Genomic DNA, 26,805 nt, shown 5'->3' with positions numbered 1-26,805 from the left:
CGCGGCTTATGCCGCCAGCACGCGGTTGCGTCCATCATTTTTCGCCCGATACAAAGCATCATCAACGCGTTTAAACAGTTCATCGATGCTTTCATTTCCTTCGTGATGCGCCACACCAATGCTGACGGTAAAGCGTGGTAAGCCCGAAATACTCACTTTTGCCACGCTTACACGGATAGTTTCAGCCAGCGAAAGCGCGGTATCCAGTGGGGTTCTTGGTAGCAATAAGACAAACTCTTCGCCTCCCCAACGAAACACCAAATCGCCTTTGCGAGCGCAACTTTCAAGGGTGCGGGCGAGGGCGCATAACACCTCATCACCTTTAGAATGCCCATAGAGATCGTTAATGTGTTTAAAACGATCGGTGTCGATGAGCAATAAGCTGTAATCCTGAGTGATGGCGAGATGCTGCATTTGGCCTGGCTCGGTAATGTGATAAAACTGTCGCCGATTCAGTAATCCGGTCATCGCGTCATGGTGAGCAGCATGTTCCAGCTGCTCCTCCAGCCGTTTTTGCTCAGTAATATCATGCACAATACATAACATGAGCTTGTCGCCATAAATTTCAATCGGCCCGGCATAGGTCTGCACATGACGAGTAGATCCATCCGCCAGTTTATGAACAAAATTCAAAGGTTTATGACCGCCGGGTAAATGCGAAATTTCATGCATGATAGGCATGACGCGACGCCCGAGCATATTAATTTCCCAGGTATGTTTCTGGCACATCGTTTCATGGTTATAACCATAGAAATTGAGCGCGGCGAGGTTAGCATCGACGATTTGGCCATCTCGTGAGGGGTCAATCAACAACATTGGTGCAGAGTTAGTCAGAAAAAAGCGCGCATAAAAACCTTGTTTTTTGCGCTGATAATTTGCCGAGCGACTGGCTTTTAAACCCAGCGTTGCCGGCGCTTCGATACCTTCGAAAATAATCACCGGTTCTGTTTCTGTCAGCTCTCGCAAAACAAGCCGACAGCTTAATGCTGTTTCCTCTTCTTTACGCTGAACAGTGAGGATTTCGATAATATCGTGTTGGTTTTGCAGATCGGAGAGGTATTTCGGCAGTTCTTTTTGTGAGGAGACGGAATAGGGTCCGGTTCGTAGCTGACTAAACGTGAGGTCTTGCATCAACAGTCGCGCCGCGCTATTGGCATAAATTAACTGTTCCTCAAAGGGCGAAACAATCCAGACAGGACTGGTGAGTAAGTCCAGGGTATTGAAGTTGTGCGTAATCATTGAGATCCCGTTATTTTTATCAATTTTTGTTGCTATCCGATCGCAAAAAAGCCACGTCATATGATCAGATAATTCTGATAATGATAGACGCTATTTAACACTTCACACGGTTTGTATACGGAAAAGCATTTTGCTTTTTGTATTCAATTTAGACAGAATTTTATTAATCATTTCAGGGTAATGGGGTGATGAGATGTTGCGTAACAGGGCCAGAAGGCTAGACTACAAAATAATGCGTTGATGATGGAGGCACTGTGGAAGCGATTAAGGGATCGGACGTTAATGTCCCGGATGCAGTATTTGCCTGGATGCTGGATGGTAGAGGCGGCGTTAAACCGCTGGAAAATACAGATGTGATTGATGAAGCGCATCCCTGCTGGCTCCACCTTAATTATGTACACCATGATAGCGCCCAATGGCTGGCGACAACACCGCTGCTTCCCAATAACGTACGTGATGCGCTGGCGGGCGAGAGCACACGGCCCCGAGTCAGCCGTCTCGGTGAAGGCACGCTGATTACATTGCGCTGTATAAACGGCAGCACCGATGAACGCCCCGATCAACTGGTCGCCATGCGTGTATATATGGACGGGCGGTTAATTGTTTCGACCCGACAACGCAAAGTGCTGGCGCTGGACGATGTGGTGAGCGATCTGGAAGAGGGCACGGGTCCGACCGATTGCGGGGGATGGCTGGTGGATGTGTGCGATGCGTTGACCGATCATTCCAGCGAATTTATCGAGCAGCTGCACGATAAAATTATCGACCTTGAAGATAATCTCCTTGATCAGCAAATTCCACCGCGTGGATTCCTGGCTCTGCTGCGCAAACAATTAATTGTGATGCGTCGCTATATGGCACCGCAACGTGATGTTTATGCTCGTCTTGCCAGTGAACGTTTGCCGTGGATGAGCGATGACCAACGCCGTCGGATGCAGGATATTGCCGATCGCCTTGGGCGCGGCCTTGACGAAATCGACGCCTGTATAGCACGGACTGGCGTGATGGCGGATGAAATCGCTCAGGTGATGCAGGAAAATTTAGCTCGTCGTACCTATACAATGTCGTTGATGGCAATGGTCTTTTTACCCAGTACCTTTCTGACCGGGTTATTTGGCGTCAACCTTGGTGGGATCCCTGGCGGCGGGTGGCAATTCGGATTTTCAATTTTTTGTATTCTGTTAGTTGTTCTTATTGGTGGTGTTGCTTTATGGTTGCACCGTAGTAAATGGTTGTAACAAAAGCAATTTTTCCGGCTGTCTGTATACAAAAACGCCGCAAAGTTTGAGCGAAGTCAATAAACTCTCTACCCATTCAGGGCAATATCTCCCTTGCAGGTGAATGCAACGTCAAGCGATGGGCGTTGCGCTCCATATTGTCTTACTTCCTTTTTTGAATTACTGCATAGCACAATTGATTCGTACGACGCCGACTTTGATGAGTCGGCTTTTTTTTGCCTGTTATTTATCAGCGTCTACCCTTTAAGAGTCCACCCAATGACCGGAGGGAAATATGACGACACTTATTTATTTGCAAATTCCTGTCCCTGAACCGATTCCTGGCGATCCTGTTCCAGTGCCCGATCCGATCCCTCGCCCGCAACCCATGCCTGACCCACCACCTGATGAAGAACCGATTAAATTGTCGCATCGTGAGCGTAGATCTGCGAGGATACGCGCCTGCTAACTTTGCGTCGATGACCACGAGAATAGATTGTGACCGCTTTTTCTACCCTGAATGTTTTGCCTCCCGCCCAACTCACGAACCTTAATGAGTTGGGTTATTTAACCATGACGCCGGTGCAGGCCGCCGCGCTTCCGGCGATCCTTGCCGGAAAAGATGTTCGCGTGCAGGCGAAAACCGGCAGCGGCAAAACGGCGGCTTTTGGCCTCGGCTTGTTACAGCAAATTGATGCGTCGCTATTTCAAACCCAGGCTTTAGTGCTGTGTCCTACGCGTGAACTGGCGGATCAGGTGGCAGGTGAATTGCGTCGGCTGGCGCGTTTTCTCCCAAATACCAAAATTTTGACGTTGTGCGGTGGTCAACCGTTCGGTATGCAGCGTGATTCGTTGCAACATGCGCCGCATATTATCGTGGCAACGCCGGGTCGTTTGCTGGCTCACTTGCAAAAAGGCACGGTATCACTGGATGCGCTGAATACTTTGGTGATGGATGAGGCCGACCGCATGCTGGATATGGGATTTAGCGATGCCATTGATGATGTCATCCGTTTTGCGCCAGCATCTCGACAGACGCTTCTGTTTTCTGCAACCTGGCCGGAAGCCATCGCCGCAATCAGCGGACGAGTGCAACGCGATCCTTTGGCGATTGAAATTGACTCAACAGATGCTTTGCCACCCATTGAACAACAATTTTATGAGACATCCAGTAAAGGCAAAATTCCTCTGTTGCAACGGTTATTAAGCTTGCATCAGCCATCCTCTTGTGTGGTGTTTTGCAATACCAAAAAAGATTGCCAGGCTGTCTGCGACGCGCTGAATGAAGTAGGGCAAAGTGCATTGTCGTTACACGGCGATCTGGAACAACGCGATCGCGATCAGACCCTGGTACGTTTTGCTAACGGTAGCGCCCGTGTACTGGTTGCGACTGATGTTGCTGCGCGTGGTCTGGATATTAAATCGCTTGAGCTGGTGGTGAACTTTGAGCTGGCGTGGGACCCTGAAGTTCATGTACATCGCATCGGCCGTACAGCTCGTGCAGGAAATAGCGGTCTGGCGATCAGTTTCTGTGCTCCGGAAGAAGCACAGCGGGCCAATATCATTTCTGACATGTTGCAGATAAAACTTAACTGGCAAACGCCGCCAGCTAATAGTTCCATTTTGCCGCTGGAAGCAGAAATGGCAACGTTGTGTATCGATGGCGGGAAAAAAGCCAAAATGCGCCCGGGTGATGTATTAGGTGCGCTGACAGGAGACATCGGGCTTGATGGCGTAGATATTGGCAAAATCGCCGTGCATCCGGCGCATGTCTATGTCGCGGTCCGTCAGGCTGTTGCTCATAAAGCATGGAAACAGTTACAGGGCGGGAAGATTAAAGGAAAAACGTGCCGGGTGCGGTTATTAAAATAATGAAATGTTGAATTGCCGGGTGCAAGAGTAAACATCTTATGCGGGATTGCCGGATGCGACGCTGGCCGCGTCTTATCCGGCCTCCATAAGAGTAGCCCGATACGCTTGCGCATCGGGCGCTATCCTGGTTATTTCACTTCAACCACATTCAGCCGTAACTCATCCAACTGATTTTCATCTTCTTCTGGCTGCCAGCCCGCCGGTTGTAGTGGGATCTCTTCGCGATCAAACGCCAGATCACCCCCGTTAACCACTTCAGAACCGTGGGTAATGCCTTTGAAATCGAACAGGTTGGTATCGCACAGATGCGACGGCACCACATTCTGCATCGCGCTGAACATCGTCTCGATACGCCCTGGATAACGTTTATCCCAGTCACGCAACATGTCAGCAATCACCTGACGTTGCAGGTTAGGCTGTGAACCGCACAGGTTGCACGGAATAATCGGGAACGCTTTTGCATCGGCAAATCGCTGAATATCTTTCTCGCGGCAGTAGGCCAGCGGACGAATAACGATATGTTTGCCATCATCGCTCATCAGTTTCGGAGGCATACCTTTCATCTTGCCGCCGTAGAACATATTTAAGAACAACGTTTGCAGGATATCGTCACGATGGTGACCCAACGCGATCTTCGTCGCCCCCAGTTCCGTTGCGGTACGATAAAGGATACCGCGACGAAGGCGAGAACACAGTGAGCAAGTGGTTTTGCCCTCTGGAATCTTCTCTTTCACGATACCGTAAGTATTCTCTTCAACAATCTTGTACTCAACGCCCAGCTTTTCAAGATACTCGGGCAGAACGTGTTCCGGGAAGCCCGGTTGCTTTTGATCGAGGTTAACAGCCACCAGCGAAAAATTGATTGGCGCGCTTTGCTGCAAATTGCGCAGAATCTCCAGCATGGTATAGCTGTCTTTACCCCCGGAGAGGCAAACCATGATGCGATCGCCTTCTTCAATCATATTGAAGTCAGCAATGGCTTCGCCCACGTTACGACGCAGACGTTTTTGTAATTTGTTCAGGTCGTATTGTTCTTTCTTACTAATTTCTTGATTTTGCGACATTTAAAAGCGACTCAATTCGTTATATGGCATCAGAAGAGTATGCGTCATGCCGGAATGCCCAGCATAAGAAATCTGATATAAAAACAGTGGCGTGTATGGTACGGATTAGAGGGGAAAATGTCAGCACATTTGCGAAATGAATCAAAAAGCCCGCAGCAATGTGCGGGCGTTAGTGTCAGCGCACAACCAGCACGGAGCACTCTGCGTGACGCACTACAGCTGCGGCGTTGGAACCGAGCAGATAAGTGGTGATATCCGGTCGATGGGAAGCAATGATGATCATATGAGCGGGGATCTTCTTCGCCATTTCCAGAATGCGGTCTTTGGGCGAGCCTTCCTCAACATGGACATGCACTCTGTCGGTTGGCAGTTTAAATTTTTTAATGATCTCTTCCAGTTGCGATTTGGCTTCCGCTTTCAGGTCATCCATTGCCGGTAATTCTGCGGAATACGCTAAACCCAGAGAGGCATAGTAGGGCAGTGAAGGTATTACCGTCAGGAAATGAACCTCTGCATCATCAATCTTTGCCTCTGCCTCAACGTGGCTAATCACGCGTTGAGTTAATTCTGAATCGGAAATATCGATAGGGACAAGAATCGTTCTGTTCATAAAACCTCCTGTTTTAGTATCCGCATAAAGTGTAACGCCAGATGACACTTTTTGTGTAATGACGGAGTTCACATTTTTAATTTAGATCAAAGGAGGAAGAATAAGCAGAAAAAGCCCGCCATAACAGCGGGCAGGAGGATTTAGAACTGATAAACCAGACCTAAAGCGACAATATCATCGGTAGAGATGCCATTGGCAGCGTAGAAACTGTCATCTTCATCCAACAGGTTGATTTTATAGTCAACATAAGTGGACATGTTTTTATTGAAATAGTAAGTCGCGCCAACATCGGCGTATTTAACCAGATCTTTATCATCAACACCTGCCGGGTTGTCTGCACCACCGGCAGCGTGCAGGTCACGGCCTTTAGACATCAGGAAAGAGACTGCCGGACGCAGACCAAAATCAAACTGGTACTGTGCAGTGACTTCAAAGTTCTGGGTTTTGTTTGCAACAGCATAATCGCTGTCGCCAAACGGGGTCATATTACGCGTTTCTGAATACATGGTTGCCAGGTAAATATTGTTAGCATCGTATTTTAGCCCAGCAGTCCACGCGTCTGCTTTATCACCACCCGCCGCAGTATGGTTAACCTGATCATTGGTGCGGTCAGAAGAGGTGTATGCCGCACCAGCGCTAAAGCCCATGCCTAAATCATATGTTGTGGAAAGACCCCAGCCGTCACCGTTTTCATGGCGAACATCACGTCCGTTGTTGGTGCCTTCCTGACCATTACTGGCACCTTCGTTGTTACCTTGATACTGCACCGCGAAGTTCAGACCATTTACCAGACCGAAGAAATCAGTATTACGATAAGTCGCGACGCCATTGGCTCGACCAGTCATAAAGTTGTCTGCATTGGTATAAGAGTCACCGCCAAATTCAGGCAGCATATCGGTCCAGCCTTCGATGTCGTACATTACGCCATAATTACGTCCGTAATCGAAAGAACCGTAATCTGCAAATTTCAGCCCGGCAAATGCCAGACGGGTCCATGACTGGTTTTTTGAAGATTCAGTGTTGTTTGCCTGAATATTGTATTCCCATTGACCGTAGCCAGTGAGTTGATCGTTAATTTGGGTTTCGCCTTTAAAACCCAGACGCGCATAGCTCTGGTCGCCATCTTTCGCCGAATTATCAGAAAAATAATGCAGGCCATCAACTTTGCCATACAGATCTAATTTGTTGCCGTCTTTATTATAAACTTCGGCTGCATGTGCAGCACCTGCGGCGAGCAGGGCAGGAGTTAAAAGTGCCAGTACTTTGCTTTTCATTGAATAAATCCTTTAGTTATTTTATTTGCCTTTTATCCCCATTTCGGGGAGTGAAAACATCCTAAAGGAGAAGTTCAGTTAGCCGATAAATATCATTTGTTACGCCTTAAGTAAAACCTTAATCAAATAATTCCTCTGAAATGATAATAAGTCTGGTGAATGTATCGAAGATAATACATACAAAATAAAAATTATACTTTTAATTTTCTATACGTTATTCTGCGCGGGTTATATTCCTTTATTGTCACAGATTTTATTTTCTGTTGGGCCATTGCATTGCCACTGATTTTCCAACATATAAAAAGACAAGCCCGAACAGTCGTCCGGGCTTTTTTTTTAGAATTGGATAATCCTTATCCAGAGCATTTAATCGGTGTTGCTTTTTTCCGCTTTTCCGGCCATTTGTGCCAGGAAGTCATAGCGTTTTTGCAAATCAGCTGCAGCATCTTTCCATAACTGTTCTGCCACTTCTGGCTGCTGCGAATTCAGCCGACGGAAACGTTGCTCGTGAAGTAACGTTTCTTCCAGTGCTACTGACGGCGGGCGTGAATCCAGCGCCAGCGGCAGTTTGCCTTCATCGGCACGACGCGGATCGAAGCGATATAGCGGCCAGAAGCCGGTAGCTGTGAGTTGGCGCATCTGGTCGTGGCTGAGTGCCAGATCGTAACCATGCTCTTCACATGGGCTATAAGCGATGATCAGCGATGGCCCCGGATACGCTTCCGCTTCCTGAATCGCTTTCACCGTCTGGTTGAGCTGCGCGCCGAGAGAAATCTGCGCCACATAAACATGACCGTACATCATCATACTGACGCCAAGATCTTTACGCGCTTTACGTTTGCCGTGCTCGCCAAATTTAGTTACTGCACCCAGCGGTGTCGCTTTCGACGCCTGACCACCGGTGTTGGAATAGCATTGCGTATCCAGCACCAGAATGTTGACGTTTTCCGTCAAACTCAATACATGATCCAGACCGCCAAAGCCGATATCGTAAGCCCAGCCGTCGCCACCAATCAGCCAGATTGATTTTTCCACCAGTGCATCTGCGTCACGCAGCAGTTCATGTGCTTCGGCAACATCGTTGAGTTGCTGGCGTAAAGCTGCGACCTGTTCTCGACGAACCTCTGGCGTAGCGTCTGATTTCAACGCTGTCAGTAATTCCGCCGGGATTTTATCGGCAAATTGATCCAGCAGACGCAGCACGCGGACACGGTGTTGATCGACCGTCAGGCGGAAACCAAGGCCAAATTCGGCATTATCTTCAAACAGAGAGTTCGCCCATGCCGGCCCACGACCGTTGGCATCGGTGGTATACGGTGTAGAGGGCAGGTTACCGCCATAAATTGAAGAACAGCCGGTGGCGTTAGCGATCAACATCCGGTCGCCATAGAGCTGAGTCAGCAATTTAATATACGGCGTCTCGCCACAACCGGAGCAAGCACCTGAATATTCAAACAGCGGTGTAATCAGCTGCGATGTACGAATATCAATACGTTCCAGTTTGCTACGGTCGATTTCTGGCAGGTTGAGGAAGAAATCGTAATTGATTTTCTCTTCTTCGACATGTTCCAGGCGAGACATCATATTGATGGCTTTAATCTCTGGATTCTGACGGTCTTTCGCCGGGCAAACTTCGACGCACAGGTTACAACCGGTGCAATCTTCCGGTGCCACCTGCAAGACATATTTCTGCCCGCGCATATCACGCGATTTCACATCCAGCGAATGCAGGCTGGCAGGGGCGTTTTCCATCGCTTCAGGCGGCACCACTTTTGCGCGAATAGCTGAGTGTGGGCAAGCGGCAACGCAGTGGTTACATTGGGTACAGAGTTCCTCTTTCCAGATGGGGATCTCTTCGGCGATATTGCGTTTTTCCCAGCGAGTGGTGCCCATCGGCCAGGTGCCGTCTGGCGGCAGCGCCGAAACGGGGAGGGCATCACCAAGCCCTGCGAGCATCGCTGCGGTTACGGTTTTCACGAAATCAGGGGCGGCATCGGAAACCACTGGCGGTCGATTGGCGCTGTGCGGATTTACCGGTTGCAACGGAACTTCTTCTACGGATTCACGCGCCAGCGCCAGAGCCTGCCAGTTGCGTTCCACCAGATCCTGGCCTTTGCTACTGTAACTTTTGGCAATCGCACCCTGCAATTCTGCGAGGGCGCTATCGCCAGGCAGAATTTGCGTCAGATGGAAAAAAGCCATCTGCATGACGGTATTAATACGGGCCGCCAGGCCACATTCGCGGGCGATTTTCGCCGCGTTAATCACATAGAAGCGCGCTTTTTTCTGATTTAGCACGGCCTGAACTTCCTGCGGCAAGCGCGACCACACTTCATCTGCGCTGTACGGCGTGTTGAGCAGGAAAATGCCGCCAGGTTTTAAACGCTCAGCCATCTGATATTTATCGATAAACTGCAACTGGTGGCAGCCAACAAAATCAGCCTGGGAAATGAGATAAGCGGAACGAATCGGCTGTTCGCTCACGCGAAGGTGAGAAACCGTCAGGCCGCCCGCCTTTTTGGAGTCGTAAACAAAATAGCCCTGTGCGTACCACGGCGTGGAATTACCGATAATCTTGATATTGTTTTTGGTCGCGGAAACGCTGCCATCACTACCAAGGCCATAAAACAAGGCTTCCAGTTTCGCCGAGTTTGGCAGGGTGTTTTCCGGCAACGGCAGTGACAGATTGGTCACATCATCGTAAATACCAACCGTAAAGCGCGCTTTCGGTTTAGCCGCGTTGAGCTCGGCAAATACCGCCAGTACACAGTCCGGGCCAAATTCTTTGGATGAAAGACCATAGCGCCCACCAATGACACGGGGCAGAGTTTCGCGCTCGCCATTATTAAAGGCTTCTGCCAGTGCGGTCATTACATCCAGATAGAGCGGTTCTGCCTGGGCACCGGGTTCTTTGGTTCTGTCCAGTACCGCCACGCTGCGTACGGATCCCGGCAGAGCTTGCAGCAAGTGTTTGGCGGAGAAGGGACGGTACAGGCGAACTTTCAGCACGCCAACTTTTTCGCCACGGGTTAGCAATTCATCAACCACTTCTTCACAGGTGCCAATGGCAGAGCCCATCAGGATAATCACCCGTTCCGCTTGCGGATGCCCGTAATATTCAAACGGCTGATACTGACGACCTGTCGCGGCAGAGAAATCATTCATCGCCTGTTCAACATGGTCATAGACCGCGTCGTACCATGGGTTGGTGGCTTCGCGAGACTGGAAATAAGTGTCAGGATTGGCGGACGTACCGCGGATCACCGGATGTTCCGGGTTGAGCGCCCGGGCGCGATGAGCATCAATTTCGGCCTGCGGCATGAGATCAAGAATAGTGTCATCGGCCAGCGGGACAATTTTATTGATTTCGTGGGACGTGCGGAAACCATCAAAGAAATGAATAAATGGCACGCGGCTCTTCAGCGTTGCGATGTGCGAAATGAGAGCAAAATCTTGCGCTTCCTGGACGTTAGCCGCACACAACATCGCGCAACCCGTCTGGCGCACCGCCATAACGTCGGAATGATCGCCAAAAATAGAAAGTGCATGTGTGGCAACGGTACGTGCCGCTACATGCAGGACAAATGGCGTCAGTTCGCCTGCCAGTTTGTACAGCGTCGGGATCATCAGCAGCAAACCCTGCGATGACGTAAACGATGTTGAAAGGGCACCCGTCTGCAAAGCGCCATGCACGGTAGCGATAGCACCCGCTTCCGACTGCATTTCAACTACGCGTGGTGTGTCTCCCCAAACGTTCTTTAAGCCGTTTCCGGCCCAGGCATCAGCCTGTTCTGCCATCGTGGAACTGGGGGTAATAGGGTAGATGGCGATAACTTCACTGGTGCGAAACGCCACCGAAGCAACCGCGCCATTACCGTCAATAGTAATCATATGACACCCTTACATTGCGCAAATGAGGGGCGCACGAAATTGCTGCGCGCCCAGTAGTAATCCTTCAATTTTAGCAAATGGCTTTCTTCTGCATTTTCGCTTTTGTGTCCCCCACATCAGCGTAATGAATGTTTTGATCAAACAGAGGGCAAAAAAATAGCCATAAAAAAGTAAAAATGCGGGGCAACGCGCAGGACAGCTCTCGACGTCGCCCTCTGTGCTGCCTATTATTTATGGCGGTGTCGTTTGGCTTGAAGATCAGAGGAAGAAAAGATGCGAGCAGCGTTTTGGGTAGGGTGTGCCGCTTTATTGTTGTCGGCGTGTAGTAGTGAACCTGTTCAGCAGGCGACTGCGGCGCACGTAGCGCCAGGTTTAAAAGCGTCGATGTCCAGTAGTGGAGAAGCAAATTGTGCAATGATCGGCGGTTCGCTTTCTGTTGCCCGTCAACTGGATGGTACGGCGATTGGGATGTGTGCATTACCCAACGGCAAACGCTGTAGCGAACAGTCACTTGCCGCCGGGAGCTGTGGCAGCTATTAATTCATTAAATCCGCCAGCTTATAAGTTAATGTCTGTTTCGCGGTCGCCAGCGTTAACTGGTTCGCGGTCAGATCCACTTGTGCACCTTCTTTCAGCATTTCGCTAATGGTGTTATCGAGTTCATTAAGCTGCGGGTTAGCGCACATCATACGGGTCATTGCCAGCCCTTTGGCTGTCAGTTCACCATTAGACAGTTTGCCTTCACCGCTAAAGCGGTTACACATGCTGCCGGAAATCATCATTTTTTCACCAAAGCTGATTTCTGGCGGATTTTTATCGCTGGTCACGGGCTTACCGTTTACGCTTTCCAGCACAAAGCGATGATGCTGTAGCTGTTCTGGCGTAACAGCAATTTTGTCATTACTTACACATCCCGCCATCAGCAGGCTTAGCGCAACAAACGCGGCTAGTTTCTTCATTGTGGTTCTCAATTACAGTTTCTGACTCAGGACTATTTTAAGAATAGAGAATGAAAGGTCATTGGGGATTATCTGAATCAGCTCCCCTGGATTGCAGGGGAGCGGCAAGATTAAACCAGTTCGTTCGGGCAGGTTTCGCCTTTTTCCAGATTGCTTAAGTTTTGCAGCGTAGTCTGAGAAATACTGGTCAGAGCTTCTGCTGTCAGGAATGCCTGGTGCCCGGTAAACAGCACGTTGTGGCAGGCAGACAGACGACGGAACACGTCATCCTGGATCACGTCGTTGGATTTGTCTTCAAAGAACAGATCGCGTTCGTTCTCATACACGTCCATACCCAACGAACCAATTTTCTGATTTTTCAGCGCTTCAATTGCTGCCTGAGAATCAATCAATGCACCGCGACTGGTATTGACGATCATCACGCCATTTTTCATCTGTTCGAAGGCGGCTTCGTTCAACAGATGGTAGTTTTCCGGTGTCAGCGGGCAGTGCAGAGAGATAACGTCTGATTCAGAGAACAGGGTTGGCAGATCGACATACTCCACACCGAGTTCCAGCGCCGCTGCACTTGGATACGGATCGAACGCCAGCAGACGCATACCAAAACCTTTCAGAATGCGCAGCATCGCCACACCGATTTTACCGGTACCGATAACGCCTGCCGTTTTGCCATACATAGTAAAGCCGGTCAGACCTTCCAGAGAGAAGTTAGCGTCACGGGTACGCTGATACGCGCGGTGAATACGGCGGTTCAGCGTCATCATCATACCGATGGCGTGTTCAGCAACGGCCTCTGGATCATAGGCTGGAACACGGACTACTTTCAGCCCCAGTTCTTTTGCCGCGTCAAGGTCGACGTTATTGAAACCGGCACAGCGCAGGGCGATATATTTAACGCCGTGCTTTTTCAGCTCTTCCAGCACCGGGCGGCTGCCGTCATCGTTTACGAAAATACATACCGCTTCGCAGCCATTGGCAGTTTTAGCGGTTTTTTCCGTCAGCAGAAAGTCAAAAAATTCCAGCTCAAAGCCAAAGGACTCGTTCACCTGTTGCAGGTACTTCTTGTCGTACTGTTTTGTGCTATAAACGGCGAGTTTCATAAGACTTTCTCCAGTGATGTTGAATCACATTTAAGCTACTAAAAATATTTTACAAAATTTCAAATTTAATTGAAAGCTATGGCGATATTGAAAAATTCATCAACAACTATGCTTAGTGTAGGCGCAACCTTCAACTGAACGGTTAAACATGCCACAATACCCGTATTGAATGCTTAATTTTTCGCTAAATCAGGATATTAACTACCCATGCTGGGTAAATATAAAGCCGTTCTCGCGCTGTTATTACTGATTATTCTTGTGCCGTTGACGCTGTTGATGACGCTCGGGCTGTGGGTTCCCACTCTGGCGGGCATCTGGCTACCGCTCGGGACACGTATTGCATTAGATGAAAGCCCACGCATTACGCGTAAAGGTTTAATCATTCCCGATCTCCGTTATCTGGTGGGAGATTGTCAGCTTGCGCATATCACCAACGCCAGCCTTTCACATCCCAGCCGCTGGTTATTGAACGTCGGCACGGTAGAACTTGATTCTGCTTGTCTGGCGAAATTGCCGCAGACGGAGCAATCGCCAGCTGCTCCAAAAACCCTCGCGCAGTGGCAGTCCATGCTGCCTAACACCTGGATCAATATCGATAAACTGATTTTTTCTCCCTGGCAGGAATGGCAGGGAAAACTCTCTCTCGCATTAACCTCTGATATCCAGCAACTGCGTTATCAGGGCGAAAAAGTTAAATTTCAAGGCCAGCTGAAAGGGCAACAACTTACAGTCAGCGAACTGGATGTCGTCGCGTTTGAAAATCAGCCGCCGGTTAAACTGGTGGGGGAATTTACTATGCCGCTCGTGCCGGATGGACTTCCTGTAAGTGGGCATGCTACTGCGACGTTAAACTTGCCGCAGGAACCGTCACTGGTGGATGCAGAGCTGGACTGGCAGGAAAATAGCGGGCAATTGATTGTGCTGGCACGGGATAACGGCGATCCGTTGCTCGATTTGCCGTGGCAAATTACTCGTCAACAATTGACCGTAAGCGATGGTCGCTGGAGTTGGCCGTATGCAGGTTTTCCTTTGAGTGGCCGACTGGGTGTCAAAGTCGACAACTGGCAGGCAGGGCTTGAGAACGCTCTGATCAGCGGACGACTGAGTGTGCTGACCCAGGGGCAAGCGGGTAAAGGCAACGCGGTGCTAAATTTTGGCCCAGGAAAATTAAGCATGGATAACAGCCAGCTGCCTCTGCAACTGACCGGTGAAGCGAAACAGGCGGACCTCATTTTATATGCCCGCTTACCCGCGCAGCTAAGTGGAAGTCTGACTGACCCAACGCTGGCCTTTGAGCCAGGCGCGTTATTACGTTCGAAGGGAAGAGTCATCGATTCGCTGGACATCGATGAAATCCGCTGGCCTTTAGCGGGTGTAAAAGTCACCCAACGTGGTGTTGACGGACGTTTGCAGGCCATTTTGCAGGCGCATGAAAATGAACTGGGCGATTTCGTGCTGCATATGGATGGGCTGGCGAATGATTTTCTCCCTGACGCGGGCCGCTGGCAGTGGCGCTACTGGGGAAAAGGCAGTTTTACACCGATGAATGCCACCTGGGATGTCGCAGGAAAAGGTGAATGGCATGACAGCACGATTACGCTGACCGACCTCTCCACCGGTTTCGACCAGTTACAATACGGTACGATGACGGTAGAAAAGCCGCGATTAATTCTCGACAAGCCCGTCGTCTGGGTACGTGACGCACAGCATCCCTCCTTCAGCGGCGCGCTGTCACTGGACGCCGGGCAAACGCTGTTCACTGGCGGCAGTGTGTTACCGCCATCAACCTTAAAATTTAGCGTCGATGGGCGCGATCCGACGTATTTCCTCTTTAAAGGCGATTTACATGCTGGTGAGATTGGCCCGGTTCGGGTAAATGGTCGCTGGGACGGTATTCGTCTGCGCGGTAACGCCTGGTGGCCAAAACAATCACTGACTGTATTCCAGCCGCTGGTGCCACCCGACTGGAAGATGAACTTACGCGATGGTGAACTGTATGCTCAGGTTGCATTTTCTGCTGCGCCTGAACAAGGATTCCGCGCGGGAGGACACGGCGTGTTGAAAGGCGGTAGTGCCTGGATGCCAGATAATCAGGTTAACGGTGTCGATTTTGTCCTGCCTTTCCGTTTTGCCGATGGAGCCTGGCATCTGGGGACTCGCGGCCCCGTTACGTTGCGAATTGCCGAAGTGATTAATCTGGTGACAGCGAAAAATATTACGGCTGATTTGCAAGGGCGTTATCCGTGGACTGAAGAAGAACCCTTGCTGTTGACTGATGTTAGCGTCGATGTGTTAGGCGGTAACGTACTGATGAAACAATTACGTATGCCGCAACATGACCCGGCACTGTTGCGGCTGAATAATCTCTCATCCAGCGAACTGGTTAGCGCCGTCAATCCGAAACAATTCGCCATGTCCGGGGCATTTAGTGGTGCATTGCCGTTATGGCTAAACAGCGAAAAATGGATAGTGAAAGATGGTTGGCTGGCAAATAGCGGGCCAATGACCTTGCGGCTGGATAAAGACACCGCAGATGCGGTGGTGAAAGACAATATGACTGCGGGTTCAGCAATTAACTGGTTGCGCTATATGGAAATTAGCCGGTCATCGACAAAAATTAACTTAGATAATCTCGGTTTATTAACCATGCAGGCCAACATTACAGGTACCAGTCGCGTTGATGGTAAAAGCGGTACGGTAAACCTTAATTACCATCATGAAGAGAATATTTTTACGCTGTGGCGCAGTTTACGCTTTGGCGATAATCTCCAGGCATGGTTGGAGCAGAACGCACGTCTGCCGGGAAATGACTGTCCGCAAGGAAAAGAGTGTGAGGAAAAACAATGAAAATTTTACTGGCTGCGTTGACGTCATCTTTTATGCTGGCTGCCTGTACGCCGCGTATTGAAGTCGCTGCGCCCAAGGAACCGATCACTATCAATATGAACGTTAAAATTGAGCATGAGATCATCATCAAGGCAGACAAAGATGTCGAAGAGCTGCTTGAAACTCGTAGCGATCTTTTCTGAGGCGATGATGAAGAAAACATTACTTTTTTGTGCGTTTCTTGTTGGGCTGGTAAGCAGCAATGTAATGGCATTGACTCTGGATGAAGCCAGAACTCAGGGGCGGGTAGGTGAAACATTTTATGGTTATCTGGTTGCGCTGAAAACGGATGCTGAAACAGAGAAATTAGTAACCGACATTAATGCCGAACGTAAAGCGAGTTACCAACAACTGGCAAAGCAAAATAATGTGTCTGTAGATGATATCGCGAAACTCGCCGGGCAAAAGCTCGTAGCTCGGGCCAAACCGGGGGAATATGTACAAGGGATAAACGGTAAATGGGTGCGAAAATTTTAATAGCAAAACCGCAATATCGGGATAACGCTACAGGAGAAAGCGATTGATCTATTTTCCTGAAACAAGGTGAATATTCAAAAACTCCTGTCAAATTGCCTTTCGCCCTGAAAAATGCATAGTCAAATATCTGTTTTAACTAATTGGCGTTGCAGTACACACAACGCCAATTAGTTAGCGGAATTTACGTCGATACTCGCCTGGCGTCATCCCAAAGCGTTGCTTAAATACCGTTGAAAAATGACTCTGGTCAGAAAATCCCCAATGAAAGCCGATGCCTGCCAGTTTTTCATCATCTGCGGCATGGCGAATCGCATCTGCACAAAAATCGAGACGACGGTTACGAATATATTGCGCGACTACCAAACCTTTATCGGCAAACATTCGGTACAAACTACGTACTGACATACCTGTCTCTCCGGCTATCCACTCCGGGCGTAATATCTCTTCGCGAATATTATCGTCTATCAACGTAACCACTTTTTGAAACTGACGTTCACGACGAGGTTGAACAGATTCCCGCTGATGAAGTACCGGGCGAAGCAGACACACCATCGCCTGTAGCGCAGCTTCACTTTCTGTTTCAGAAAGTGCCGGATTATTCATGCTCTCCTGTAACAGGCGATGACTGAGTTGCACCATGGGTAAGTCAGCGTCCAGTCTTTCTGCGCAGACAGGTTTTTGATGGGGAAAATATTGTTCCAGCAGAGTGCGTGGCAAAAGTAATGAAATCTGTTTAGAAGACTCCTGCCAGTAAAGCGAACAGGGGCGTGAGGCATCGAGTAACGTAATATCGCCAGCGCCAATCTGCACCTGACGCTCATCCTGCTCCATTATTGCCTGACCACTAAGTTGAAAAACGGTGTAAAACCAGGCATCGTCGCTGCCTTTTATTTCCTGCCAGGTGCGGTATAAATTCACTCCGTTGGTTGTCACGGTGCTCAGCTTTAGTCCTTTGGCAAAATGCGTTTCCAGTACACCCGTGTAACGCTCAGTCAGCAGGCGTCCGGTAAAATTTCCGCATACCTGATTGATTTGGGAAAGCCATTGCTGAAACTCATTATCCACTGCGGGGTTCATGGCACGTTTTCGCTCTGTGAAATGTATTTTTATTGTTGCATTTGTGTTGCAATAAACGAAGCTAATGAGCCTGACTATAGGAAATAAGTCTTGTCAGGCATAGAGACATAAGCGGTTATTGTCACGATTTGCGGAGCTTGTCACAGCTGACAAAGCGAATGTCACAGCGAAAAAAGTGACTTTTCTTGTCGCTGCGTACACTGAAATCACACTGGGTAAATAATAAGGAAAAGTGATGACAGAGCCGCATGTAGCAGTATTAAGCCAGGTCCAACAGTTTCTCGATCGTCAACACGGTCTTTATATTGATGGTCGTCCTGGCCCCGCACAAAGTGAAAAACGGTTGGCGATCTTTGATCCGGCCACCGGGCAAGAAATTGCATCAACTGCTGATGCCAACGAAGCGGATGTAGATAACGCAGTCATGTCTGCCTGGCGGGCCTTTGTCTCGCGTCGCTGGGCCGGGCGATTACCCGCAGAGCGTGAACGTATTCTGCTACGTTTTGCTGATCTGGTGGAGCAGCACAGTGAGGAGCTGGCGCAACTGGAAACCCTGGAGCAAGGCAAGTCAATTGCCATTTCTCGTGCTTTTGAAGTGGGCTGTACGCTGAACTGGATGCGTTATACCGCCGGGTTAACGACCAAAATCGCGGGTAAGACGCTGGACTTGTCGATTCCTTTACCCCAGGGGGCGCGTTATCAGGCCTGGACGCGTAAAGAGCCGGTTGGCGTGGTAGCGGGAATTGTGCCATGGAACTTTCCGTTGATGATTGGTATGTGGAAGGTGATGCCAGCACTGGCAGCAGGCTGTTCAATCGTGATTAAGCCTTCGGAAACCACGCCACTGACGATGTTGCGCGTGGCGGAGCTGGCCAGCGAAGCTGGTATTCCTGATGGCGTTTTTAATGTGGTCACCGGGTCAGGTGCTGTATGCGGCGCGGCCCTGACGTCACATCCTCATGTTGCGAAAATCAGTTTTACCGGTTCAACCGCGACGGGAAAAGGTATTGCCAGAACTGCTGCTGATCGCTTAACGCGTGTAACGCTGGAACTGGGCGGTAAAAACCCGGCAATTGTATTAAAAGATGCTGATCCGCAATGGGTTATTGAAGGCTTGATGACCGGAAGCTTCCTGAATCAGGGGCAAGTATGCGCCGCCAGTTCGCGAATTTATATTGAAGCGCCGTTGTTTGACACGCTGGTTAGTGGATTTGAGCAGGCGGTAAAATCGTTGCAAGTGGGACCGGGGATGTCACCTGTTGCACAGATTAACCCTTTGGTTTCTCGTGCGCACTGCGACAAAGTGTGTTCATTCCTCGACGATGCGCAGGCACAGCAAGCAGAGCTGATTCGCGGGTCGAATGGACCAGCCGGAGAGGGGTATTATGTTGCGCCAACGCTGGTGGTAAATCCCGATGCTAAATTGCGTTTAACTCGTGAAGAGGTGTTTGGTCCGGTGGTAAACCTGGTGCGGGTAGCGGATGGAGAAGAGGCGTTACAACTGGCAAACGACACGGAATATGGCTTAACTGCCAGTGTCTGGACGCAAAATCTCTCCCAGGCTCTGGAATATAGCGATCGCTTACAGGCAGGGACGGTGTGGGTAAACAGCCATACCTTAATTGACGCTAACTTACCGTTTGGTGGGATGAAGCAGTCAGGAACGGGCCGTGATTTTGGCCCCGACTGGCTGGACAGTTGGTGTGAAACTAAGTCGGTGTGTGTACGGTATTAATCTGGTTCGCTCATAAGTAAAAAACGGCACCTGGTGCCGTTTTTTTGTCTGAAACAATCACTTATCTTTCTTCAGCGCCCCTAGCGTTGGCGTTTCGTCAAAGAAGTTCCATGGTTTCAGCAGAGTATGTACCCATTCGGTCGGCATAATCGGCCACTCTTCGGCGCGGGCCACATGTGTGGTGCCGGTGGTCATCCAGACAACGGCGTCGGTGTTGTCCAGCGACTCGTTATCTTTACTGTATTGTCCAAGACCGGTGTCATGAGTAGAACGGTTCGGATATTTGCCTTCCGGGAAACGCTCGCCAGGATGATAACGCGTTACCCAGAGCTGCTTGTCCATAAAGCTTAAACGATGATAGATCCACTCGTCCGGCGCGAACTGGGCACCTTTTGCTACCGGGTGAGTACCACCTGCATAAGGAATAATTTGATAGGAAACCGGATTACCCATGCGGTTCTCTTTGTTCGGGTTACTCAACAGACGAATCGTGCCCGGATCAAATTTCTGTGCGGCATCCTGTTCATTGCCGATGTTGTACTGATTAACTTGCATGGTACTGGTGCGTGGGCCACCGGCAGTATTCGGTTTTACCACTGGGTCCATCGCCACCAGGCTGTTATTCTCGCCATCTACATCCAGATCGAGGCGGAAATTATAAATATGTTGGTGTGTAGTACCCACGATATTGTGATCGATAAGCGTGCCGTAGCGCGTGTCATCTTTCGCCGTCTCATCGTGCATGGTTTTCGCTTTAACACCTTTCACCGCTTCGATGCCCGTAGCACCGGCATCAATGCCAATAGTGCCGTTTTCATGGAAGATCCAGTCAAAAATGTAGTCATAGTTACCCACTGTACTGATCCAGCGCACCACTAACTCCCGGCGTTCGGTACTGACGTTGGGCTGGCCCATTTCCTGATGCTTATACTCAGGCCCGGCATAACGTTCAAATACCGCGATAGCGCGAGGGATCTCCATCGGCACGCCAGTGTAGTCGGCGATGGTTTCATTAAGGAGCACTGCGTTAGACGGGGCATCTTTACCACGAGCAATTGGTGAGGTTAGCGTGCCCATACCGTAGTCACCAGAGTCCAGATACGCTTTAAAGTACCAGCCAATATCAGGATCACCGTAAGGCACAATCATGCCGCCGAGAGAACCTTCGTACATGACTTTGCGTTTGGTGCCATTGTCGTTATAAGTCACGGTGGAGATCATCGGCCCGACGCGAGAGTTCATGCTGAGGTGAAAATCCCAGTTCCGCCAGTGAATCATATCGCCAGTAATGGTGTAATTTTTACCTTCAGGCTCAATGATTTGCATAGGCTTAACTGCCGGAGCAACGCGGTCACGGCCATCAAATGGGCGTGCGGTCATTGGCACCGGAACTACCGGACCTTCTTCAATCTTAACGATTTTTTTCTGTTCTAAATCAACGACCGCCACCAGGTTTTCGATGGGATGTGCCCAGTAGTTGCCATCACCGACATCAAGATAGCTGATGACTTTGAGCAACCGGGCATCTTGTTTCAGGCCATCTTTACCATCGAAATAACCTACGGTCAGCGGCGTGGTAATCACTTTTTTCGCATCAGTAATACCGCGTTTCTTCACGGCAGCGGCAAATTCTTCACTGTTGTTAATAATGTTCTGCACACTGGCGAAATCATCCAGCAACACCATACCGTGGGCGTCTTTAATGGGTTGCCAGGAGAGCAGTTTGTTGTTTTGCAGATCCACCACCGCTTCGATGATATGTTTGCCGTCGAGCATAATGACGTCGGCTTTGCGCGGCTGGTCAACCGGTTTGTTTTCCAGCGCAAACGCCCAGACAGCTTCTTTATCTGGCGGTAGCAGGGAGATCTCAGTAAAACGGGTATTGGGTTTGAAGTCCGCGGAAGCTTTAACAATTTCAACGGCCTGTTTAATTTCGTCCGCAGTTAGCGCATTAAGTGGGTGAAGGCGCTTTTCTACCTGAAAGGTTTGATCCAGCCCGGACTGGAAAACATCGTTAATAAAGGTGTCAGAAACCCAGGCTTTATTGTCTTTCATCACTACCGGTACTTGCAGTGCCAGAGGCTGACCATTAACAATTGCTGTTTGCGCACCAGGCTTCACTTTCACGTACGCGCCATCTTTAATCAGGGTAAAGAGCTGGGCGTAGTCGTCCCACTGCACATCGGCACCAAATTCTTTAAGCGTTTTATCCATTGGCACCATATGCGCTTCACCACCGTGGGCAAATACCGGCGCTTGCCAGGCGAAACTTAAGGCGACTGCCAACGCCAGGGTTGTTTTACGGGCAGAATACAGAGAGGGGCTTCCCATTATTAACCTCGTCAGATGTTGTGTTCTTGTTAGCAACCGCGCTCTGTGGGCGGTTTAGTCAGGTTCACATTATCAGTACTGATGCAAAGGGGATTGCCTGCACCTGCCAGGTTGTTTGGCAGGTGTGCCAGCTTTTCATACAGTGGATGCCCTGAAAATAGATGTACACATCATGCATAATGTGACAACGTCACAAAATTTAGTGAAATAAAAGGGCAACTATTCGCCGTTGCCCTTCATTCACCGATTAATCGACAAAATCACCGTGCTGCCTGGCCACCAGCGTCAGAATTGAATACAGCGCCACCGGGGTTTGATGCTGATTGAATACCTCTACCGCCCATTCCACCACACCTGTTGGTTTTTCTTCTGCGCTACGCTGTTTTTTCAGCGTCTTGCGCTTACAGGTGAGACGCACCTGGATGGTATCGCCTGGCTTTACGGGTTCGATAAAGCGCAAGTTTTCCAGCCCATAATTAGCAATGACCGGACCGACACCGGCATCGACAAACAGACCCGCAGCCGCAGAAAGCACAAAATACCCATGCACCACACGCTCACCGAAAATAGATTCGGCAGCAGCAATCTTATCCATATGCGCATAGAAATGATCGCCGCTGAGGCAAGCAAAGTTAACAATATCGGCCTCTGTCATTGTGCGGCGGGGAGTCAGCAGGCTGTCGCCTGGTTGTAGCTCCTCAAAATATTTGCGGAACGGATGAATACGATCTTCTTCGACTTTCGCACCACGCACCCACTGTTTACTGATAGCTGCAAGCATCGTCGGACTACCCTGAACAGCGGTTCGCTGCATGTAATGTTTCACCGCTCGTAAACCACCTAATTCTTCACCGCCTCCTGCGCGACCAGGCCCACCATGTACCAGTTGTGGCAGTGGGGAGCCATGCCCGGTGGATTCTTTTGCCGACTCTTCATTGAGGATCTGAATTCGCCCATGCGTACGTGCCGCGCCGGCAATAAACTGACGCGCAATTTGCGGATCAGCCGTCACCAGCGTTCCCGCAAGGCTACCGCCGCCTGCACAAGCCAGTTGCAGAGCATGTTGCTGGTTTTGTGCTGGCATCAGCGTTGCGACAGGGCCAAAGGCTTCTGTTGCATGTACCGCCGGTGTTTCATCCGGCTGCGGACAGTACAATAAGGTTGGCGGGAAGAAGGCACCCGCAGCAGATAAATCCGCCTGACCACCGAGGCGAATCTCGCATCCTGCAGCCAGCAATGTGTTCACTTTTTCCTGCACATCAGCACGCTGTTCAGCATTTACCAGTGCGCCCATTTTCACACCTTCCTGTGCAGGATCACCGACCACGACTTTCTGTAATCGCGCAACCAGAGCATCACTGACAGCATTAACCAATGCCTGCGGCACAATAATCCGCCGGATTGCCGTACATTTTTGCCCGGCTTTTGTGGTCATCTCACGCACAACTTCACGAATAAACAGCGCAAACTCCGGTTGATCCGGGGTGACATCTTCGCCCAGTACGCAGCAGTTCAGGGAATCAGCTTCCATAGTGAAGGGGATAGATTTGGCGACGATATTTGGCTGAACTCGCAGCATCTGTCCGGTCGCCGCTGACCCCGTGAAAGTCACCACATCCTGGCTGTCCAGATGATCCAACAAGTCGCCAGCACTACCGCAGATCAGACTAATTGCGCCTTCGGGAACAAGACCACTATCGACAATTGATTTCACCATCGCCTGAGTCAGTTGGGCCGTCGCGGTAGCTGGTTTGATGATGGCTGGTATTCCGCCCAGCCACGTTGGTGCCAGCTTTTCCAGCATTCCCCAGCAGGGGAAGTTAAAGGCGTTAATATGCACTGCCACGCCTGACTTCGAGGTCAGTACATGGCGCGCGGCAAATCCACCTTCTTTCGATAAGGGGATCAATTCATCTTCCGGCCACAGCGTATCGTCAGGCAGCTCCCGGCTACCGAGGCTGGCGTAAGTAAATAACGTCCCAATGCCACCTTCAATATCAACCCAACTGTCTGCCCGCGTTGCGCCTGTTTGCGCAGAAAGAGCATAGAAACGCTCTTTTTCACTCAGCAGATGTTTAGCGACCGCTTTAAGCATCGCCGCACGTTCGATAAAGGTCATCGCGCGGAGGGCGGGGGCACCTTTTTCAATGGCAAACTGGCGGGCAGCCGCCATATCAAGACCTTCACTGGTCACTTCCCATAACGCCTCGCCGCTAATAGCGTGGTGAATCAAACGGCTACGGCCCCGGCCAGACTGCCAGGTACCGGATAAGAAACTGGCTAACTGCTGCATCGCTACTCTCCAGATGTTTCACATTTCTGTTTCTAATAGTTAAATCGCGAATCATAAAAAGCAAGGGATCTTTTAACGAAATGTTAACTGCGTGATCTGTATATCAACTACTAAAAACATTAATGCACTGATAAATAATGAGTTATCAAAATAGAGTGCGAAATCTGTCACAGTTCAAGTATACAAAATTTGTGACTTTAGTTAACCATTGTGTAGCTTTCATAAAACAACGTGATTCGTGTTTTTAATTAATTCACGAAAACTGGAATCGTAAAGGTGATGACGTGACCCAAGAAGAACGCTTTGAACAACGGATAGCCCAGGAAACGGCTATCGAGCCGCAGGACTGGATGCCCGATGCTTACCGAAAGACATTGATCCGCCAGATTGGGCAGCATGCGCACTCCGAGATTGTTGGTATGTTGCCTGAAGGTAACTGGATCACTCGCGCACCAACCTTGCGGCGTAAAGCCATTCTGTTAGCCAAAGTGCAGGATGAAGCCGGTCATGGTCTGTATCTCTATAGCGCCGCCGAAACACTGGGCTGTGCCAGAGAAGACATCTACCAAAAAATGCTCGACGGACGGATGAAATATTCCTCCATCTTTAATTATCCGACATTGAGTTGGGCTGATATCGGCGTTATCGGCTGGCTGGTGGATGGCGCAGCGATCGTCAATCAGGTGGCGTTATGCCGAACTTCTTATGGCCCGTATGCCAGAGCAATGGTGAAAATCTGCAAAGAAGAGAGTTTTCACCAGCGTCAGGGGTTTGAAGCCTGCATGGCACTGGCGCAGGGCAGCGAAGCTCAAAAGCAGATGTTGCAAGACGCCATTAACCGTTTCTGGTGGCCAGCCTTAATGATGTTCGGGCCAAACGATGATAACTCGCCAAACAGCGCCAGAAGTCTCGCCTGGAAAATCAAACGTTTCACCAACGACGAACTCCGCCAGCGTTTCGTGGACAACACCGTTCCACAGGTTGAAATGCTCGGTATGACCGTTCCTGACCCGGATCTGCATTTTGACACTGAAAGCGGTCACTACCGCTTTGGTGAGATCGACTGGCAGGAGTTTAACGAAGTAATTAACGGTCGCGGAATTTGTAATCAGGAGAGGCTCGACGCCAAACGTAAAGCCTGGGAAGAAGGTACCTGGGTACGGGAAGCAGCGCTGGCCCATGCACAAAAACAACTTGCCCGTAAGGTCGCATAAGGAGATTCAAAATGAGTAATGTTTACTGGCCGTTATACGAAGTTTTCGTGCGTGGCAAACAGGGCTTATCACACCGCCATGTTGGCAGTTTACATGCTGCCGATGAGCGGATGGCACTGGAAAATGCCCGTGATGCTTACACCCGTCGTAGCGAAGGATGTTCAATTTGGGTGGTGAAGGCGAGTGAAATTGTTGCCTCGCAACCGGAAGAACGCGGTGAATTTTTTGATCCGGCTGAAAGCAAGGTCTATCGCCATCCAACGTTTTACACCATCCCTGATGGCATTGAGCACATGTGAGGTCGGAAATGAATCAGTTAACGGCTTACACCTTGCGCCTGGGCGATAACTGTCTGGTGCTCTCCCAGCGGTTGGGGGAATGGTGCGGTCACGCACCGGAACTGGAAATCGATCTCGCACTGGCAAACATTGGCCTCGATTTATTAGGTCAGGCACGTAACTTCTTATCGTATGCCGCTGAATTAGCGGGAGAAGGTGATGAAGATACCCTGGCCTTCACCCGAGACGAGCGCCAGTTCAGCAACTTATTGTTGGTTGAACAACCAAACGGCAATTTTGCCGACACCATTGCACGCCAGTATTTCATCGATGCATGGCATGTGGCGCTCTTTACCCGTCTGATGGAAAGCCGTGATCCGCAACTGGCGGCGATTTCTGCCAAAGCAATTAAAGAAGCGCGTTATCACCTGCGTTTTAGTCGTGGCTGGCTGGAGCGACTGGGCAATGGTACTGACGTATCAGGGCAAAAGATGCAGCAGGCCATCGACAAGTTGTGGCGTTTTACTGCCGAACTGTTCGATGCCGACGAGATTGATATTGCACTGAGTGAAGAGGGTATTGCGGTTGATCCACGCACTTTACGCGCAGCGTGGGAAGCCGAAGTTTTTGCCGGAATCAACGAAGCCACATTGAACGTACCGCAAGAGCAGGCGTATCGCACTGGCGGTAAAAAAGGACTGCATACCGAACACCTTGGACCCATGCTGGCAGAAATGCAGTATCTCCAGCGTGTCTTGCCCGGTCAGCAATGGTAACAGAGGAGATGGGTATGCAACGTCTGGCCACCATTGCACCGCCACAGGTTCATGAGATATGGGCGCTACTCAGCCAGATCCCGGACCCGGAGATCCCGGTGCTGACCATTACCGATTTAGGCATGGTGCGTAATGTGACACAGATGGGAGAAGGATGGGTGATCGGCTTTACGCCGACTTATTCCGGTTGTCCGGCAACGGAACATTTGATTGGCGCGATACGTGAGGCAATGACAACCCACGGGTTTACCCCCGTTCAGGTTGTGCTGCAACTCGACCCGGCATGGACCACCGACTGGATGACCCCCGATGCCCGTGAGCGTCTGCGACAGTATGGCATTAGCCCGCCCGCCGGACACAGTTGCCATGCCCATTTGCCGCCAGAAGTACGTTGCCCGCGCTGCGCCAGCGTCCATACCACACTTATCAGTGAATTTGGTTCCACGGCCTGTAAAGCATTGTACCGCTGCGATAGTTGCCGCGAACCTTTCGATTATTTCAAATGTATTTGA

23 protein-coding genes are annotated in these 26,805 nt (G+C 50.1%); 13 read left to right on the top strand and 10 right to left on the bottom strand.

The window, feature by feature from the left end; all coding sequences use genetic code 11:
• Positions 1-6 precede the first annotated feature (6 nt).
• Positions 7-1,239, bottom strand: coding sequence for a diguanylate cyclase DgcM (dgcM, locus tag HGD79_RS04420; protein ID WP_168848313.1), 1,233 nt, complete (start codon positions 1,237-1,239; stop codon positions 7-9).
• A gap of 193 nt (positions 1,240-1,432) precedes the next feature.
• Between dgcM and ydaN the strand changes: the two genes are divergently transcribed.
• From ydaN to dbpA, 4 genes are all read left to right on the top strand, one after another.
• Positions 1,433-1,480, top strand: a complete 48-nt coding sequence (ydaN, locus tag HGD79_RS26530) for a protein YnaN (RefSeq protein WP_211180494.1) — start codon at positions 1,433-1,435, stop codon at positions 1,478-1,480.
• Positions 1,481-1,493: 13 nt separating this feature from the next.
• A complete protein-coding gene (zntB, locus tag HGD79_RS04415) occupies positions 1,494-2,477 on the top strand; it encodes a zinc transporter ZntB (protein WP_000387388.1) in 984 nt (327 codons plus the stop codon).
• A gap of 274 nt (positions 2,478-2,751) precedes the next feature.
• Entirely contained in the window at positions 2,752-2,925 is a 174-nt protein-coding gene (ynaL, locus tag HGD79_RS26835; RefSeq protein ID WP_001296046.1) for a protein YnaL, read from the top strand.
• A 29-nt stretch (positions 2,926-2,954) separates the two neighbouring features.
• Entirely contained in the window at positions 2,955-4,328 is a 1,374-nt protein-coding gene (gene dbpA / locus HGD79_RS04410) for an ATP-dependent RNA helicase DbpA (protein ID WP_021534102.1), read from the top strand.
• Positions 4,329-4,456: 128 nt separating this feature from the next.
• On the opposite strand, the gene ttcA is transcribed toward dbpA, so the two are convergent.
• The 4 genes from ttcA to nifJ form a co-directional block, all read right to left on the bottom strand.
• On the bottom strand, positions 4,457-5,392 hold the full coding sequence (gene ttcA, locus HGD79_RS04405) for a tRNA 2-thiocytidine(32) synthetase TtcA (protein WP_021534101.1): 936 nt from the start codon (positions 5,390-5,392) through the stop codon (positions 4,457-4,459).
• 175 nt (positions 5,393-5,567) lie between these two features.
• Entirely contained in the window at positions 5,568-6,002 is a 435-nt protein-coding gene (uspF, locus tag HGD79_RS04400; RefSeq protein WP_001082294.1) for a universal stress protein UspF, read from the bottom strand.
• A 140-nt stretch (positions 6,003-6,142) separates the two neighbouring features.
• On the bottom strand, positions 6,143-7,276 hold the full coding sequence (gene ompN, locus HGD79_RS04395; protein WP_168848312.1) for a porin OmpN: 1,134 nt from the start codon (positions 7,274-7,276) through the stop codon (positions 6,143-6,145).
• A 366-nt stretch (positions 7,277-7,642) separates the two neighbouring features.
• The gene (gene nifJ / locus HGD79_RS04390) at positions 7,643-11,167 is read right to left on the bottom strand and encodes a pyruvate:ferredoxin (flavodoxin) oxidoreductase (RefSeq protein WP_000628159.1); all 3,525 of its coding nucleotides are present in this window, start codon (positions 11,165-11,167) and stop codon (positions 7,643-7,645) included.
• A 273-nt stretch (positions 11,168-11,440) separates the two neighbouring features.
• Between nifJ and HGD79_RS04385 the strand changes: the two genes are divergently transcribed.
• Complete coding sequence (locus tag HGD79_RS04385; RefSeq protein WP_001295715.1) at positions 11,441-11,707, top strand: DUF333 domain-containing protein; 267 nt, start codon at positions 11,441-11,443, stop codon at positions 11,705-11,707.
• On the opposite strand, the gene hslJ is transcribed toward HGD79_RS04385, so the two are convergent.
• Together hslJ and ldhA are read right to left on the bottom strand one after the other, a co-directional pair.
• Positions 11,704-12,126 carry a heat shock protein HslJ gene (hslJ, locus tag HGD79_RS04380; protein ID WP_001295716.1) on the bottom strand — a complete coding sequence of 141 codons (423 nt, stop codon included), beginning with the start codon at positions 12,124-12,126 and terminating at the stop codon, positions 11,704-11,706. The two genes, HGD79_RS04385 and hslJ, sit on opposite strands and share 4 nt — an antisense overlap.
• A 110-nt stretch (positions 12,127-12,236) precedes the next feature.
• Entirely contained in the window at positions 12,237-13,226 is a 990-nt protein-coding gene (gene ldhA / locus HGD79_RS04375; RefSeq protein ID WP_000762236.1) for a D-lactate dehydrogenase, read from the bottom strand.
• Positions 13,227-13,433: 207 nt separating this feature from the next.
• On the opposite strand from ldhA, the gene HGD79_RS04370 reads away from it, so the two are divergent.
• From HGD79_RS04370 to HGD79_RS04360, 3 genes are read left to right on the top strand one after another with little or no spacing between them, the layout of a single operon-like run.
• Entirely contained in the window at positions 13,434-16,073 is a 2,640-nt protein-coding gene (locus HGD79_RS04370) for a YdbH family protein (protein ID WP_000900974.1), read from the top strand.
• Complete coding sequence (locus tag HGD79_RS04365) at positions 16,070-16,255, top strand: YnbE family lipoprotein (protein WP_000698141.1); 186 nt, start codon at positions 16,070-16,072, stop codon at positions 16,253-16,255. The genes HGD79_RS04370 and HGD79_RS04365 overlap by 4 nt, the downstream gene beginning before the upstream one ends.
• A 4-nt stretch (positions 16,256-16,259) precedes the next feature.
• Positions 16,260-16,589: a YdbL family protein gene (locus tag HGD79_RS04360; RefSeq protein ID WP_001345059.1), complete on the top strand. Its 330-nt coding sequence runs from the start codon at positions 16,260-16,262 to the stop codon at positions 16,587-16,589.
• Positions 16,590-16,760: 171 nt separating this feature from the next.
• Here the strand turns inward: HGD79_RS04360 and feaR are convergent, their stop codons facing one another.
• Positions 16,761-17,666, bottom strand: coding sequence for a transcriptional regulator FeaR (feaR, locus tag HGD79_RS04355; RefSeq protein ID WP_001067523.1), 906 nt, complete (start codon positions 17,664-17,666; stop codon positions 16,761-16,763).
• A 235-nt stretch (positions 17,667-17,901) separates the two neighbouring features.
• Between feaR and feaB the strand changes: the two genes are divergently transcribed.
• Positions 17,902-19,401 (top strand): phenylacetaldehyde dehydrogenase, encoded by a 1,500-nt coding sequence (gene feaB, locus HGD79_RS04350; RefSeq protein ID WP_000138623.1) that lies wholly within the window; start codon positions 17,902-17,904, stop codon positions 19,399-19,401.
• A 57-nt stretch (positions 19,402-19,458) separates the two neighbouring features.
• On the opposite strand, the gene tynA is transcribed toward feaB, so the two are convergent.
• Both tynA and paaZ read right to left on the bottom strand, forming a co-directional pair.
• Positions 19,459-21,732, bottom strand: a complete 2,274-nt coding sequence (gene tynA, locus HGD79_RS04345) for a primary-amine oxidase (RefSeq protein WP_021534099.1) — start codon at positions 21,730-21,732, stop codon at positions 19,459-19,461.
• 247 nt (positions 21,733-21,979) lie between these two features.
• Positions 21,980-24,025 (bottom strand): phenylacetic acid degradation bifunctional protein PaaZ, encoded by a 2,046-nt coding sequence (gene paaZ, locus HGD79_RS04340; RefSeq protein WP_139496364.1) that lies wholly within the window; start codon positions 24,023-24,025, stop codon positions 21,980-21,982.
• Positions 24,026-24,309: 284 nt separating this feature from the next.
• On the opposite strand from paaZ, the gene paaA reads away from it, so the two are divergent.
• Genes paaA through paaD form a run of 4 tightly spaced genes read left to right on the top strand, consistent with a single transcriptional unit; the run spans position 24,310 to position 26,805 of the window.
• Positions 24,310-25,239 (top strand): 1,2-phenylacetyl-CoA epoxidase subunit PaaA, encoded by a 930-nt coding sequence (gene paaA / locus HGD79_RS04335; RefSeq protein WP_000191073.1) that lies wholly within the window; start codon positions 24,310-24,312, stop codon positions 25,237-25,239.
• 11 nt (positions 25,240-25,250) lie between these two features.
• Complete coding sequence (paaB, locus tag HGD79_RS04330) at positions 25,251-25,538, top strand: 1,2-phenylacetyl-CoA epoxidase subunit PaaB (protein ID WP_000073393.1); 288 nt, start codon at positions 25,251-25,253, stop codon at positions 25,536-25,538.
• A gap of 8 nt (positions 25,539-25,546) precedes the next feature.
• On the top strand, positions 25,547-26,293 hold the full coding sequence (gene paaC, locus HGD79_RS04325; RefSeq protein WP_001072831.1) for a 1,2-phenylacetyl-CoA epoxidase subunit PaaC: 747 nt from the start codon (positions 25,547-25,549) through the stop codon (positions 26,291-26,293).
• Positions 26,294-26,307: 14 nt separating this feature from the next.
• A complete protein-coding gene (paaD, locus tag HGD79_RS04320) occupies positions 26,308-26,805 on the top strand; it encodes a 1,2-phenylacetyl-CoA epoxidase subunit PaaD (RefSeq protein WP_001189197.1) in 498 nt (165 codons plus the stop codon).

This window comes from Escherichia sp. SCLE84 (genome assembly GCF_012584495.1).
Lineage (GTDB): Bacteria > Pseudomonadota > Gammaproteobacteria > Enterobacterales > Enterobacteriaceae > ECMA0423.
Note: the sequence above shows the minus strand (reverse complement) of the source record. Positions and strands in the feature narration are given on the sequence as shown.